The 14,454-nt window shown below is 70.3% G+C and carries 10 protein-coding genes; 4 read left to right on the plus strand and 6 right to left on the minus strand.

Annotation, left to right across the window (positions count from 1 at the left end; genetic code table 11):
- Nucleotides 1-282: 282 nt before the first annotated feature.
- The 4 genes from H7F30_RS01540 to H7F30_RS01555 all read right to left on the minus strand — a co-directional run bounded on the left by H7F30_RS01540 (nt 283) and on the right by H7F30_RS01555 (nt 4,438).
- A complete protein-coding gene (locus tag H7F30_RS01540) occupies nt 283-966 on the minus strand; it encodes a type 1 glutamine amidotransferase domain-containing protein (RefSeq protein ID WP_187036278.1) in 684 nt (227 codons plus the stop codon).
- 107 nt (nt 967-1,073) lie between these two features.
- Nucleotides 1,074-1,532, minus strand: coding sequence for a hypothetical protein (locus tag H7F30_RS01545; RefSeq protein WP_187036279.1), 459 nt, complete (start codon nt 1,530-1,532; stop codon nt 1,074-1,076).
- Between the two features lie 39 nt (nt 1,533-1,571).
- Nucleotides 1,572-2,942 (minus strand): NAD-dependent succinate-semialdehyde dehydrogenase, encoded by a 1,371-nt coding sequence (locus tag H7F30_RS01550; protein ID WP_187036281.1) that lies wholly within the window; start codon nt 2,940-2,942, stop codon nt 1,572-1,574.
- A 173-nt stretch (nt 2,943-3,115) separates the two neighbouring features.
- Nucleotides 3,116-4,438 carry a sodium:proton antiporter gene (locus H7F30_RS01555; protein ID WP_222617827.1) on the minus strand — a complete coding sequence of 441 codons (1,323 nt, stop codon included), beginning with the start codon at nt 4,436-4,438 and terminating at the stop codon, nt 3,116-3,118.
- Nucleotides 4,439-4,558: 120 nt separating this feature from the next.
- Here H7F30_RS01555 and cydD point away from each other — a divergent pair, with 120 nt between their 5' ends.
- Both cydD and cydC read left to right on the plus strand, forming a co-directional pair.
- A complete protein-coding gene (gene cydD, locus H7F30_RS01560; RefSeq protein ID WP_187036284.1) occupies nt 4,559-6,154 on the plus strand; it encodes a thiol reductant ABC exporter subunit CydD in 1,596 nt (531 codons plus the stop codon).
- A complete protein-coding gene (gene cydC / locus H7F30_RS01565; protein WP_187036286.1) occupies nt 6,151-7,842 on the plus strand; it encodes a thiol reductant ABC exporter subunit CydC in 1,692 nt (563 codons plus the stop codon). The genes cydD and cydC overlap by 4 nt, the downstream gene beginning before the upstream one ends.
- Before the next feature lie 91 nt (nt 7,843-7,933).
- Here cydC and H7F30_RS01570 read toward each other — a convergent pair whose 3' ends face one another.
- A complete protein-coding gene (locus H7F30_RS01570) occupies nt 7,934-8,335 on the minus strand; it encodes a DivIVA domain-containing protein (RefSeq protein ID WP_052946812.1) in 402 nt (133 codons plus the stop codon).
- Nucleotide 8,336: 1 nt separating this feature from the next.
- The gene (locus H7F30_RS01575) at nt 8,337-11,063 is read right to left on the minus strand and encodes a DivIVA domain-containing protein (protein ID WP_222617828.1); all 2,727 of its coding nucleotides are present in this window, start codon (nt 11,061-11,063) and stop codon (nt 8,337-8,339) included.
- A gap of 232 nt (nt 11,064-11,295) precedes the next feature.
- Here H7F30_RS01575 and H7F30_RS01580 point away from each other — a divergent pair, with 232 nt between their 5' ends.
- Both H7F30_RS01580 and H7F30_RS01585 read left to right on the plus strand, forming a co-directional pair.
- On the plus strand, nt 11,296-11,907 hold the full coding sequence (locus tag H7F30_RS01580; RefSeq protein WP_187037787.1) for a TetR/AcrR family transcriptional regulator: 612 nt from the start codon (nt 11,296-11,298) through the stop codon (nt 11,905-11,907).
- 46 nt (nt 11,908-11,953) lie between these two features.
- A complete protein-coding gene (locus H7F30_RS01585; protein WP_255464996.1) occupies nt 11,954-14,407 on the plus strand; it encodes an MMPL family transporter in 2,454 nt (817 codons plus the stop codon).
- Nucleotides 14,408-14,454: the final 47 nt, after the last annotated feature.

Here is a 14,454-nt window from a genome sequence, read left to right on the forward strand (position 1 = left end):
CACACACCTCGTCTCGCAGCGGGGTTGCTCACGACACGCCTGTCCATCGGCGCGAGCCCGGCTCTCTTCTGCGCGCTCACCTCGCTGGTCGTCCTCGTCGCGAGAATCCCCATGATGCGCGGGGCAGCGGACTGAGCCCGTTCATCTCGCACGACGAGGCGCCACGCCACGTGAGAGCCGAACCCAATCGGCCGTTCGCCGGCCGCCCGTGAAAACCGAAGGCGCCTGGACCCCACGGGGATCCAGGCGCCTTCGGCATGTTCGCGCGTCGCGCAGCCAGGCTCAGCTCAGGCGCTCGAGCAGCTTCTTGGCGAGCGCCTCGGACGATGCCGGGTTCTGACCCGTCAGCAGGTCACCGTCGACGACGGTGAACGGCTGCCAGGCGGGGCCGGTCGAGACGTCAGCGCCGAGTTCGCGCAGCCGGTCCTCCAGCAACCACTTGGCCTTGTCAGCCTTGCCGGCGGCCTTCTCCTCCTCATTCGAGAAGCCGGTGATCTTGCGTCCGGCGACGACGGGCTCGCCCGCCGCCGTCCGCGCCGGAAGCAGCGCTGCCGGGCCGTGGCACACGATCGCGACAGGCTTGCTGCCCTCGAGCGCGTCAGCGATGAGCTTGCCGGACGTGGCGTCCTGCGCAAGGTCTTCCATCGGGCCGTGCCCACCCGGGTAGAACACCGCGTCATAGTCGCCGAGGACGGCGTCCTCGAGCTTCATGGGGTGCTGCAGGCCGTCGATCGCGTCGAGGTCAGGACGCACGTCAGCGCCGCCGTTCGCGTCGGGGGCGAGGCTGACCTCATCGGCCACCGGCGTCACACCACCGGGCGTGGCGAACGTGACCGAGTGACCTGCCCCGGTGATCAGACGGTAGGGGGTGAGAAGTTCTTCCGCCCAGTAACCCGTCGGGACGCTCGAGCCGTCGGCCAGGGTCCAGGAGCGGGCGCCGGTGACGACGAAGAGAACGTTGGACATGTCAATCTCCTTGCTGATTCAGTGCGCAGCAGCGCGTGGCGTTCGCGTCGGGGCGAGTCGTCACTTGTTGTTGGTGAGGCACTTCTCTTGGGTGCGAAACGGTGAGATCAGCGACGCGAACCGCGTCGGGGGAACCCAGCCGCCGACAGCGCCGCAGCGATGAGGGCGGGCTGGCCGAACAGGCGGACGAGGCGCTTGGTGTCGGTGTCGAGGCCGAAGGCGTCGTGCCGCTCGGCGTACTGGCTGATGTTGCCGGGGAAGATCGCGGCGTAGAAGGCGGCGAGCGCCACCCCCACCGCGGCGCGACGCTGCGGCAGGGTGAGCATCGCCGCACCGAGCGCGACCTCGACGACACCGGAGGCGAGGACGACGACGTCCTTGTCCATCGGAAACCAGTCCGGCACCTGCGCCTGGAAGTCCTTGCGGGCGAACGTGAGGTGCGAGACACCGGCGAACGACATGAAGGTTCCGAGGCCGAGACGGGCCACCTCCTGCCCACGGGTCGCCGGCGGGGCCGGCTCGGCAAGTGACCGGACGGATTCGATCAGTCGGGTGAAACGAGTCATGGTTGTTCCCTCCTCGCGTCGCGGGTCACGACGCATCGATCACTTGGCGACGCGGACGAGCTTCGTGTTGGCGAATTCGCCGAAGCCCCAGCGTCCGAGCTCACGCCCATAACCGGAGCGGCGCACACCACCGAATGGCAGGCCGGCCTTCGTCGTGCCGTGCTCGTTGACATAGGTCATGCCCACCTCGAGGCGTCGGGCGATCTGCTCCGCCTTGTCGGTGTCCTTGCCCCAGACGGAGCCGGACAGGCCGAAGGAGGAGTCGTTGGCGAGCTCGACGGCTTCGTCGATCGAGTCGTAGGAGTAGACGACGGCGACGGGCCCGAAGATCTCCTCCTTGAAGGCGTCCATCTCACGCGTGACACCGGTGAGCACGGCGGGGGCCATCCAGGCGCCGTCCTGCTCGAGCGCCGTGCCACCCGTGCGCAGGGTCGCACCCTGCTCGACGGCGCGCTCGACCTGGGCGATCGCGTCGTCGCGAGCCTCGACCGACGAAAGCGGGCCCATGTCCGTGCCCTCGTCGTCCGGGTTGCCGACCTTCATGCCCTCGACGGTGGCGACAACGCCGTTGACGAAGTCGTCGAACATCGTCGACGGAACTAAGATGCGCTTCGGGGAGTTGCAGGCCTGCCCAGCGTTGCTCATGCGCGCGGTGGCGACGGCCTTCGCCGTCTCGGCGACGTCGACGTCGTCGAGGACGATGAGCGCGTCCGAGCCACCGAGTTCGAGGACGCTCTTCTTGAGGTTCTGCGACGCGGTCTCGGCGACGGCCTTGCCGGCGCCCTCGCTACCGGTCAGCGAGACGCCGCGCACGCGCGGGTCCTCGATGATCGACGTGATCTGCTCGTTGCTGACGAACAGGTTGATGTAGGCATCCTGCGGCACACCCGCGGCGTGGAGGATCTCCTCGATCAGTTCGGCCGTGCGCGCGCAGATCGAGGCGTGCTTCAGCAGGATCGTGTTGCCGAGCATGAGGTTCGGCGCGACGAACCGCGCGACCTGGTAGTGCGGGAAGTTCCAGGGCATGACGCCCATGAGCACACCGATCGGGTCGGTGACGACGAGCGACTTCGCGTCGTCACCGATGTTCAGCTGCTCCTCCACGAGCAGCTCCTCACCGTGCTCGCCGTACCAGCGGAAGATCGACGACGCGAGCGCGACCTCACCCTGAGCCTGCGCGAGCGGCTTGCCCATCTCAGCGCCGATGACGCGGGCGAGCTCGTCGGCGCGCTCGTCGTAGATGTCGGCGACCTTGGCGAGGACGGCGGCGCGCTCGGACGCGTCCGTCGTGCGCCACGTGCCGAACGCGGCGTCGGCGCGCTCGATGGCGCGGGTGACGTCAGCATCCGTCGCGGAGGTGAACTCCTTCTCGACGACGCCGGTGGCGGGGTTCTCGGTGCGGTAGGCCATGAGGTCTCTCCTTCAGATCGATGAGCTCTCTCATCGATCACAACACCACCGGCCCCCAGAAGCATTCCTGCACGCAGTTTTTCACCTCGAGGGGTGAAAAAACGCGCCCGCGTGTGCGGACCGGCCAGCCCGGCGCCGGGGTGCAGCGCAGGCGCCCCCGGGGCGCAGGTGGATCAAGCGTCCGCGAGCGCCCGACGGTGGTTCGTGCGGTGACGTTCGAGCCAGTTCATCGCGGGCGTGACGGCGATGCCGTGGACGACGACACTCGCGATCATGACGACGGCGACCGTCGACCAGAGCCACTCCGCGCCGTCGAAGGACGCCTTCCCCGTCGCGTAGGCGACGTAGAAGACCGTGCCGATGCCGCGGACGCCGAAGAACGCCGTCACCCACCGCTCCTGCGACGTGAGGCCGACGGCGCGGTCGGTGTCGTCACGGCGACCTGCGAGGCTGATCCAGCCCGAAGCCGGGCGGATGAGGAAGATCAGCACGAGTGCGATGACGACGCTGCGCCAATCCGCGTGTGCCAGAAGCCCGTTCGTCGCCGACGCGCCGAGCAACAGCAGCATGAGCAGCGTGAGGATCTGCTCGAGCCGCTCGATGAACGAGTGCATCTCGGCGTGGTAGCTGTGGCCGCGCTCGCTGGCGCGCAGTACGAGACCACAGACGAACACTGCGAGGAAGCCGTACCCGCCCACCACCTCCGTCAGGCCGTACGCCGACATGATGGCCGCGAGCGCCGCAAGCGGCTCCCCCGCGTCGGCGAGCCGGTACTGTTTGTGGGGCAGACGGAAGAACAGCTTGCCGAGCACCCACCCGACGAGCGCACCCGCGACGGCGCCGATGGCGACCTTGCCGATGAGATCCCAGCCGATCCATTTCAGGGCCCAGTGCGAGGGTGCGCCCTCCATCGTCCACGCGATCGCGGCGTAAATGAAGGGGAACGCGAGGCCGTCGTTGAGGCCGGCCTCGGAGGTGAGGGCGAAGCGCACCTCGTCGGACTCGTCGATCTCCTCGTCGCCGACACCCATCTCCTGCGTCTCGGGGCCGGCGACCTGGACGTCGGAGGCGAGCACCGGATCGGTCGGTGCAAGTGCAGCGCCGAGGAGCAGCGCCGTCGGCGCCGCAATGCCCATGCCCCACCCGAGCAGCGCCACCGCCGCGATGCACAGCGGCATCGCGACGCCGAGCAGACGCCACGTCGCTGCCCACGCGCGCCAGGACGAGCCGTGACGCAGGCGCAGCGGGCGGTCGAGCGCGAGCCCGACGCCCATGAGCGCGACGAGGACGGTGGCCTCGGCGGCGTGGACGAGGAACGTGTTGTGCATGGCCGGGTCGAGCGAGAAGCCCTCCGGCAGCGGCATGAGACCGAACAGCACACCGACGCCGAGCAGCACAAGCGGTGTCGAGATCGGCACGCTGCGCACGAGCGTCGGGAGGAAGACGGCGAGCAGCAGCGCCACTCCGCCGAGCAGCCAGGTCATGTCGACAGCCACGCCGCCACCTCTCGTTGTTCGTCCGTGCCTCCCTGAGATTAAGGCGTGCCACATGACGACGGCCACCGTTCGCCCCATCCCGTGCCCGCGAACGCCGGCGGGTGCGGGACAATGAGACCCATGCGCCCGTTCGACCCCGCCCTGCTGCGCGCCGTGCCCGCCACCCGGCTGCCGGTCGCGCTGCTCGCCCTCATCGGAGGGCTCAGCGGAGCCGTCGCGATCGCCCAGGCCGTCGCCGTGGCGCACCTCGTCGTCGCCGTCGTCGAGGGCCACTCGTTCTGGACGCCCGGCCTGTGGGTCCTGGGCCTCTTCACCCTGCGCGGGGTGCTCAACGCATCGACCGAGACGGTGGCCGCGCACGCGGGCGCGCGCATCTCAGGGGCTCTTCGCGAGGGCGCGATGCGCCGCTGGATGACGCAGACGGCGGACGAACGCCCCGGCCCCAGCGCCATGCTCACCATGGCCACGAAGGGCGCGGCCGCCGTCGAACCGTACGTCGCGCGCTACCTTCCGGCTCTCGTCACAGCTGGCGTCGTGCCGGTGTTCGCCATCGCCGCGATGCTCGTCGTGGACTGGCCGAGCGCCCTCATCGTCATCGTCACGCTGCCGCTCCTGCCGGTCTTCGCAGCGCTCATCGGCCGCTACACGCAGCGCGCCACGGCGGAACGATGGGTCGAGACGACGATGCTCGCCGGACACTTCTCCGACGTCGTCGCGGGCCTTCCGACGCTCGTGGCCTACGGACGGGGCGAGCACCAGGTCGAGCAGATCCACCGCGTCGGCGAACGTCACCGCTCGGCCACGATGCGCACGCTGCGCATCGCCTTCCTCTCCTCCGCAGCGCTCGACCTGCTCGCGACGATCTCCGTCGCCATGGTCGCCGTCGCCGTCGGCCTGCGCATGGCCCACGGCGACGTCTCGCTGCTCACCGGCCTCATGGCCATCCTCATCGCGCCCGAGGCGTACTGGCCGATCCGCCGCGTCGGGCAGGAGTTCCACGCGGCGGCCGACGGCGTCGAGGCCATCGACTCGCTCCTCGCGGGCAACGACGCCCGGCCGTGGCACGCGCCCGCCCCCGAGCAGGCCGGCGGCCTCGCGCGCGCCATGCTGAGCGGCGTCTCCTACACCTACCCCGGTCAACAGAGCCCGGCCGTCAGCGGTGTCACCTCCGTCGTGCGCGACGGCCTCACCGCCCTCACCGGCCCGAGTGGATGCGGCAAGTCGACGCTCCTCGAAGTGCTCGCCGGCGCGCGCCGCCCGACGGCGGGGCGCCTCGAGGTGCCGAGCACGCACCTCGTCTCGCAGCGTCCGTTCATCGCGCCGATGTCGGTGCGCGCCAACCTGACGCTCGGCAACGACGCGAGCGTCGACGAGATCCGCGAGGCCATGGCCGCCACCGGCTTCGACGACGTCGTCCTCGGCATGCCCGACGGCGTCAACACCTCCCTCGGCGACGAAGGGTTCGGCCTCTCCGCGGGCCAGCGCGCCCGCCTCGTCCTGACGCGCGCGTGGCTCTCCGACGCCGCCATCGTCCTGCTCGACGAGCCCACCGCTCACCTCGACCCGGCGAGTGCTGCGGTCATCCGTGAGGCGATCGTCGCGCTCGCCGCGCGCAAGCCCGTCGTCGTCGTGACGCACGACGAGGAACTCGCGGCCCGCGCCGACAACCAGTGGCGTCTCACGGCCCGCCCGATCCGCGAAGAGGTGACGGCATGACCTCCGAAACGCAGGAGCGACGCCCGCTGTTCAAGCCGGTGCGCGGCGTGACGCTCGCCGGGCTCATCGGTGCGCTCGCGTTCGCGTGTGGCGTTGCGCTGACGGCTACGTCGGGCTGGCTCATCGTGCGCGCCAGCGAGCGCCCCGTCGTCCTCACCCTGCTCACCGCCATCGTCGCCGTGCGCGCGTTCGGTATCGGGCGCCCGGTTTTCCGCTACGTCGAGCGACTCGTCTCCCACAACGCCGCGCTGGCCGATCTCACGGATCGTCGAACCGCGGCCTACCGCCAGCTCGTGCCGCTCACCCCGGCGCGCCTGGGCACGAAGCGCCGCGCCGACCTTCTCTCCGGCGTCGTGCGCGACCTGGACGACGAGGTCGACATCCAGGTGCGTGTCGTCGTGCCACTCATCACGACGGTCGGTGCCGCGCTCGTTGCCGTCGTCACGACGTTCGTCGTCCATCCGCCCGCGGGCTTCGTCGTGCTCGGCTCGGTCGTCGCGGCGGCCCTCGTGGGGTGGATCGACCTCGCGCTCGAACGCCGCGGCCAGGCGGCGTCGCTCGCGGCGCGCGGCCAGGTCGACCGGGTGGCGCACCTCGTGGCGTCCGGAGCGAACGAGCTCGGCGCCATCCGCGCCACCGACGAGCCGATGACGTGGCTCGCGTACGCGCAGAAGAACGTCGAGAAGGCCGCGTTCGCCCAGTCGCGCGGCCGCGCCGTCGGAGTGGCTCTCGCGCTCGCCGTCACGGGAGTGGCAACCCTCGCCATGGCGTGGGTTCTCGACGGCGAGGTCGAGGCCGGAACGATCAACGGACCCTTCGCTGCGCTGCTGCTCCTCACCCCGCTCGCCCTCGGCGATGTCGTCGGCCTCATCCCCGACGCCGTGGGCTCGCTCGCCCGCTCGTCCGCCGCCCGCGACCGTCTCGAAGCGCTGCTCACGCAGGAGCCGGCGGTGCGGGATTCGGGCTCGGAGGCTGCGCCGGACGAGACGGTGCCGCACCTGCGCGTGCGTGACCTGACGGCTTCGTGGACCGGCGAGAAGACCGACCTCGGGCCTGTCACCCTCGATGTCGCACCCGGTGAGCACATCGCCGTCACCGGCCCCAACGGGTGCGGCAAGTCGACACTTCTCGCCGTCCTCGCGCGCCACCTCGACCCGACCGGCGGAACGTACGCCTGGGGCGAGCGTGACGTCCGCGACCTCCCGCTGGACGCCGTGCGCGACGGCATCGCCTTCGTCGATGACGACCCGCACCTGTTCGCCGGCTCGCTGCGCGCCAACCTCCTGCTCGCCCGCCCTGACGCGGACGACACGGACGTGCTTCGCGCGCTCGAGCGCGCCGGCCTCGGGCCGTGGCTCGCGGAACTCGGCGAGGGTCTCGACACGCACCTCGGCGAATACCTCGTGAGCGCCGGACGTTCGGGGGCCGAGTCGGTGGCCACCGCCACCGAGCGCTCGATCAGCGGCGGCGAGAGGGCGCGGCTCGGCATTGCGCGGGCACTGCTCTCCGAGCGCCCCGTCATCCTGCTCGACGAGCCCGTCGCCCACCTCGACGGACCGACCGCCGACGCCGTCGTCCGCGACCTGCTCACCGCGAGCACCGGACGCACCGTCGTCATGGTGAGCCACCACCCCATCGCGTTCGACGCGCTCGACCGCGTGATCGACCTGCCCGCCGTCACGAGCTGAGCTTCGACGGTTCCTGCGCACGAACCGCATGGCCGTACGCCACGAGCCCCACACCGCGTTGGTGTGGGGCTCGTTGGTCGTTCAGTTCGGTTCAGCCACCGAAGAGCTTGCCGAAGATGCCTTTCTTCGGCTCGCTCACGGCCGAGCGTTGCGCCGTCGAGGGCGCCTGTCGCGGGGCGGACACGACCTCAGGTGCCTGCGTCGAAACGCCCCCGCGCGATTCGTACGCGCGCAGCGTCTCGCGGGCCTTGACGAGGAAAGCATCGACGCTCGCGGCGTCGTACCCTCTGCGCCCGAAACCGCGAGCCCGCGTGAACGCCACGTCGTCGATCGAACGAGACGTGACCACGCCCTGACGCGGCGCGCCCTGCTCGTAGCCGCGAAGGGTGATCACAAGGGAATCGAGGAAGTCATCGACCTCGATCTCGTCGTAACCAGCCCCGCCGCGCCCTTGCTCGAACTCGACCTTGACGACGTCGTCCGACGCCAGCACGTCAGCCCTTGAAAATGCGACGCAGCAGGCCCTTGCGCGATGTGTCGTCACGCTCCGGCAGCGGCTCGGCCTTGTCGATGGGCTGCGGACGGTCGATCGACTCCGGGCGTTCCACGTCGGACGCCCGACGGTCGTCGGCGACCGGGCTCGACGCCTCGAACGACTGCTGCTCGCGCACGTCGTCGCCACCACCGGCAACGTCGAACGAACCGTCACGACGGGCGTCGTCGGCGAACGGGTCACGGTTGCCGACGCCGGGCTGCTCGAAGCCACCCTCGCGCGGCTCACGCACGCGAGCGGTCTCCTCGTTCATCGGCGCCACACGCTGCGGGCCGTCCGTGCCGCGCCCACCGAACGTTTCGGCCCGGGCCGGCTGCTCGGGGCGCTCGAAGGAGTCCCGACCAGCGTCGTCCGCGAACGGGTCACGCTCGAAGCCACCGGTCTGCGGCGGGGCAGCCTGCGGCGCCTCGCCCCCTTCGTTCGGCTGCGTCGGCAGCGGACGCTCGGTCACAGCGCTCGGCTCGGAGAACGGGTCGAACTCCCCATCGCGACGGGCGTCCTGTGCCACGGGGGCCTCGGGCGCCACCGGGCGGTCATCGACGAGCGGCGCCTGCTCGGTCGGCAGAACGCCGGCGTCCGGCCCACGATCGAGATCGCTCGCCGGCCTGCTCGCGCTCTCGTCGTAGGCGCCGCCCGTGCTGCGACGCGGGGAGTCACCGGCCCCGTCCTCGGGCGAGGAGTATGCGCTGTACTCGGGGTGGTACTGAGCCTCCGCCTCGCGGTCCTCATCGCTCATCGAACGGCGAGCCTCACTGCGGGGCAGCGGAACTCGACGGTCGGTGGCGCGGTAGGAGACGATCTCGGGCTGCGTGGCGATCGGGCGCTCGTCGGCGACGGCGTCACCGCCGGCCACTGCGTCGCCTTCGTACGCGTTGCTGCCCTGGAAGCGCTCGTCGGCGCGGGGGCCCTCATCCTCACCCTGGAGAAGGATCGCGCCTTCGTCGGGGTCGCGGGGGGCGCGGTCGCGGCGAAGACCGTTGTCCTCGAAGGCCCAGTTGTCACCCTGCTCGGCTGCGGCGACCGGGCGGGCCTCCTCGGCACTCACCTGCTGCGGCGGCACCGGCTCGGCGAACGTCTCGCTGTGGGCTGCAGCCGGGTCGTGGTAGTCGGCGGCGTCGTGCTCACGACGCACCGGGTCGCCGGCAGAGTCACCGACGGGCTCGCCGTCGATACGCACGGCGTCGCGCTCGTCACGCGGGGCCCACTCGTTGCGCTCAACCTGCTCGCCCTGATCGCTGTGGCGGTGAGCGGCGTAACCTCCGGCGGCAGCACCGCCGGCAGCGGCGGGGCCGAAGCCCGAGGAACGCTCCTCGCGCTCGCCCTCGAAGCCACGCTCGTCACGCAGGTCTGCGTCACGGCGCTCGTCCGCGAAGGGCTCGTTGCGCAGCTGCTCGTCACGTACGACGTCATCGCGGCGCTCGGCGTCGAAGCGCTCCTCAGGCGTGACCGCGGAGTCGTTCGCCAACGTGTCGCGCTCGGCCGGCGGCGCGTACGCGGCGTCGTGGGAGGTGTTCACGTCGGAACGGTCGTCCGAGCGCAGCTCACGGTTGCGGCCCGACTCGTCCGGGGCCATGATCGGCGCCTCGTCGACCGGGTCGGATCCGACCATGTTGACACCGCCCTGACGGCCGGCCCCTGCATCACCGGCGCGGTCGTCACGCACGTCATCACGCGTGTCGGAAGCGAAGGCGTCGTCACGGCGCTCGTCGCGCTGACCGTGCGCAGCCGCGGCACCTCCGGCGGCGACAGCGCCGCCACCTGCCACCAGGCCCGCGTCGCGACCGTCGAAGCCACGCTCGTCTCGGCGCTCACGACCGTCGAAAGCGCGCTCATCGGCGACGTTCTCGTCGCGGCGGCCGTCGAACGCTGCGGCGTCCGAGACCTCGTCGACACGGACGCCGGGCTCACCGAAGCCACCCCGACGCTCGTCGGCGGGCTCGAAGCCGCGCTCGTCGTCGAAGCGCTCCTCACGCCGCGGCGCACCGCCGGCGACCGCGAGGGCCTCACCGTCACGCACGCCCCCGTCGTCGGCGAAGGCGCTGCGCGGCGAGTCCTGAAGCTCAGGCGCCGCAGGCTCTGCGTAGGCCTCCGGGCGACGCTCGTCGCGCAGGTCACGCTCGTCGACGAAACCGCGCTCGTCGTAGCGATCGTCGCGGACGTCGCCGCGCGGATCGACGTCCGCACGGTCCTCGCGGCGCTCGTATGCAGCAGCACCCGCGACACCGGCGCCGGCGGCACCTGCCGCAGCGACACCGTGACCGCCGTGTGCGCCGTGTTCACGCTCGTCTGCGCCGTCCGTTCGCTCGTCGCGGACGTCACCACGGTCGTCGGCCTCGACGTCACTGGGGAGTCCTGCGTCGACCGGCGCGGACGCCCGACGCACGCCGTCCTCGTAGGCACGGATGCGCTGGGCGACCCGGTCGAGCAGGTCGTCGACGTCGTCGAGGTCGTATCCACCGGCAGACTGCGGGCCGCGCTCGGAGAACACCACCTCGACGACGTCGTTGGCGCTCACGGCGTGCGACGGCATCTGGCCGCCGCGCTCGATGGCTTCGAGCGTGTCGGCGACGCGGTCGAGGTAGTCGTCGACACCGACCTCGTCATAGCCGACCTTGCCGGCGTCGGCGCGGTGGAACTGCGCCGTCCTGACCTCATGCGCGGTGATCATCTTCATATCCCCTCGGTTATGGATGCGCTGCGGGGGCAGCGGTTCTTGATTGAGCCTAACCACGGGCGCACCTGGCCGATACCCCCTTGTTCGGAGTCTCGTCTCCCGGTGACGCGCCGAAGCGGCCAGAGCCCCGAAGCGGCGGCGCCACAGGTGTAGTTGCACTTCATAGCTCATTCGTGCAAAATTGCACTCGCGTATTTGACAGTGCAAAGGAGTGGCCGTGGGTTTCATGTGGGATTGCAGCACTGACGACCCCCGAGCCCAGCGCGCCCACAAGCGGCTCCAGGAGATCCGCTCGGCGGCGTGCACCCTCGTCATCGAGCGCGGGTACGACGGCTTCACCATGGACGACCTCGCCGAGGCCGCCGGCGTCAGCCGCCGCACCCTGTTCAACTACGTGCCCGACAAGGCGTCGGCCGTCGTCGGCCCCGACGGCGTCGGGGACAACCCGCAGGTCGCGCTCTTCCGTGACGGCGGCCCCACCGGTGTCCTCATGCCCGACCTCATCCAGGCGCTCGACAGCGTCATGAGCGAGGTTGAGGACCCCTCCATGGCCAGCGATCAGCACGCCCTTGTCGAACGGGCCATCGCGAGCGACGGCAAGGTGGCCCACCTCGCGTTCGAGCGGTTCACGCACCTGTCCGACACCCTGGCCACCCTCATCTGCGAGCGCGAGAAGTGGGACGCGGGCGACCTGCGCGCCCGCACGATCACTGCAACCTTCCTCGCCATCGTCAAGGTCAGCCTCGAGGAGTTCTCCCTCCGCAAGGCCGACTCCGACTTCATGACCGTCTTCCACGACGTGCTCGACGCGGATGCCGCCGTCCGCTCGATGCGCTGACACCCCACAGCCCCCCCTTTCACAAAGGAGTTCCCCAGTGGCAAACATGCTCTACCGCCTCGGAAGGACGGCCTACCGCAAGTGGCCGTTCTTCCTCGTGGGGTGGCTCATCGCCCTCCTCGCGCTCGGCGGATTCGCCGCCGCGAAGTCGCGGCCGATGACGTCGCAGTTCACGATTCCCGGCATCCCCTCGCTGCAGGCCGCCGAGACGCAGAAGGAACTGTTCCCGGATCAGCCCGCCGCCGACAAGCAGGTCAACGGCCAGCTCGTCATCAAGGCACCGGCCGGGCACACCCTCGCCGAACAGCCCTACAAGGGCCAGGTCGACGAACTGATCAAGAAGGTCAGCGGCGTCCAGCAGATGCCAAAGACGAAGCTCGCCAACCCCGCCGAAGCCGGCCCCGCGATGAAGCAGCAGATCGTCGCGCAGGCCACGAAGCAGGGCACGCCCAAGGCTGTCGCGGAGAAGAACGCCGAGGCGCTCTCCCCGCTGAGCAAGGACGGCCGCATCGGCACGGTGTCGTGGAACTTCGCCGTCGACAACATCATGGACATCAAGCCCGAGACGCAGCAGAGCATCCTCGACGCGGCCAAGGCCGCCGAGAAGAACGGGCTCACCATCGCGGCCGGCGGCCAGGGCATGCAGGAGATGATGCAGCCGGGCGCCACCTCCGAGCTCATCGGCATCGGCATCGCGCTGCTCGTCCTCGTCCTGACCTTCGGCTCGTTCGTCGCCGCGGGCATGCCGATCCTCAACGCCGTCATGGGCCTCATGCTCGGCATGACGGGCATCACCGGCGCCACCGCGTTCTTCGACCTGCCCGAGACGACGACCGCGCTGGCCTCGATGATCGGCCTCGCCGTCGGTATCGACTACGCGCTGTTCATCCTGTCGCGCTACCGCGCGGAGCTGCGCCACGTCGACATCAAGAGCCAGGCCGACCGTGAGCACGCCATGGGCCGCGCACTCGGCACGGCCGGTTCGGCGGTCGTCTTCGCCGGCCTCACCGTCATCATCGCGCTGTCCGCGTTCGGCGTTCTCGGTATCAGCATGCTGACGGCGATGGGTCTCGGCGCGGCCGGCACCGTCACGCTCGCCGTCATCACGTCGCTGACGCTGCTGCCCGCCCTCATGGGCATGCTCAAGACGAAGGCGTTCGCCGGTCGGGTCCGCGAGGACAAGGCCGCCGACGAGTTCGACCACGACTCGACCAACGGCTCGGTGCGCCTCGCGCGCGGCATCCGCAAGGCCCCGTGGGCGGTCGCACTCGCTGTCGTCGCGCTGCTCGCCGCCCTGGCCTCGCCGGTGCAGCACCTCCACCTCGGCCTGCCGTCCGACGCGACGGCGCAGAAGGGTACGGAGGCTCGACAGAGCGCCGACCTGCTCGCCGAGGGCTGGGGCGCGGGCAAGAATGCGCCGATGATCGCCATCATCGACGGCCGTGAGATCGACGGCGGCCAGAAGGCCCAGATGGGTGCCTACGCCAAGGTCGTCGAATGGGCGGCCAAGGACGAGAACGTGGCCAACGCACAGATCGTGCAGATGGCGAAGAAGGGCGACGGCGCCGTCGTCATGGTGACGCCGAAGACGGGCCCGGCCGACAAGGCCACCGACGAGATGCTGGAGCGTCTGCGCGACCAGCAGGCCGCCACCGAGAAGGCCACGGGCACGAAGCTCGGCATCACCGGCCAGACGGCGATCGCGGCGGACGTGTCGGAGAAGCTCGCCGACGCCCTGCCGAAGTACCTCGCCATCGTCGTCGGCCTCGCGTTCCTGCTCCTCGTGCTCGTGTTCCGTTCGATCGTCGTGCCGCTGCTCGCCACGCTGGGCTTCCTGCTCTCCGTGCTCGCGACGCTCGGTTTCACGACGAAGCTCGTCACCGACGGCACGTTCGGCATCTTCGAGCCGCAGCCGATCATGAGCTTCATGCCGACGCTGCTCATCGGCATCGTGTTCGGGCTCGCGATGGACTACCAGGTGTTCCTCACGACCCGCATGCGCGAGGCCTACGTGCACGGCACGGAAGCGCGTGACGCCGTCATCGACGGTTTCCGCCACTCGGGCCGCGTCGTCGTGGCCGCTGCTCTCATCATGATCTCGGTGTTCGCCGCCTTCGCGGCACAGGACAACGCGCTCATCCGTGAGATCGGTATCGCGCTCGCGGCAGCGATCGTGTTCGACGCCTTCCTCGTGCGCATGATCCTCGTGCCCGCCGTCATGCTCATGCTCGGCGACAAGGCCTGGTGGATGCCGAAGTGGCTCGACAAGATCCTGCCGAACGTCGACGTCGAGGGCGAGAGCCTCGCCCAGCACGGCGCTCGCCCGGGGACGCCGGCCGTGGCCGGCGCAGCTGCTGTGTCGGGCTCGGTGACCGCTGGTGGCGCCACCCCGGCGTCCACGGTGGCGAAGGTCTTCGAAGGCGAGAGCCACAGCGAGCCGAAGCACCTGGCCGACGACAACGACACGGTGCGTGACGACGGCTACAAGCCGAAGCACTGACGCATCGAAGAACTGCGGCGGGCGCGAACCTTCTCTGGGGATGGTTC

The organism is Dermacoccus sp. PAMC28757 (assembly GCF_014302635.1).
GTDB lineage: Bacteria > Actinomycetota > Actinomycetes > Actinomycetales > Dermatophilaceae > Dermacoccus > Dermacoccus abyssi.

What these genes read in the sequence shown, in the direction of transcription:
- H7F30_RS01580 (WP_187037787.1), top strand. Translation starts at nt 11,296, where the DNA reads ATGTGGGATTGCAGCACTGACGACCCCCGAGCCCAGCGCGCCCACAAG.
- cydC (WP_187036286.1), top strand. Translation starts at nt 6,151, where the DNA reads ATGACCTCCGAAACGCAGGAGCGACGCCCGCTGTTCAAGCCGGTGCGC.
- H7F30_RS01575 (WP_222617828.1), bottom strand. Translation starts at nt 11,063, where the DNA reads ATGATCACCGCGCATGAGGTCAGGACGGCGCAGTTCCACCGCGCCGAC.
- H7F30_RS01545 (WP_187036279.1), bottom strand. Translation starts at nt 1,532, where the DNA reads ATGACTCGTTTCACCCGACTGATCGAATCCGTCCGGTCACTTGCCGAG.
- H7F30_RS01585 (WP_255464996.1), top strand. Translation starts at nt 11,954, where the DNA reads ATGCTCTACCGCCTCGGAAGGACGGCCTACCGCAAGTGGCCGTTCTTC.
- H7F30_RS01540 (WP_187036278.1), bottom strand. Translation starts at nt 966, where the DNA reads ATGTCCAACGTTCTCTTCGTCGTCACCGGCGCCCGCTCCTGGACCCTG.
- cydD (WP_187036284.1), top strand. Translation starts at nt 4,559, where the DNA reads ATGCGCCCGTTCGACCCCGCCCTGCTGCGCGCCGTGCCCGCCACCCGG.
- H7F30_RS01550 (WP_187036281.1), bottom strand. Translation starts at nt 2,942, where the DNA reads ATGGCCTACCGCACCGAGAACCCCGCCACCGGCGTCGTCGAGAAGGAG.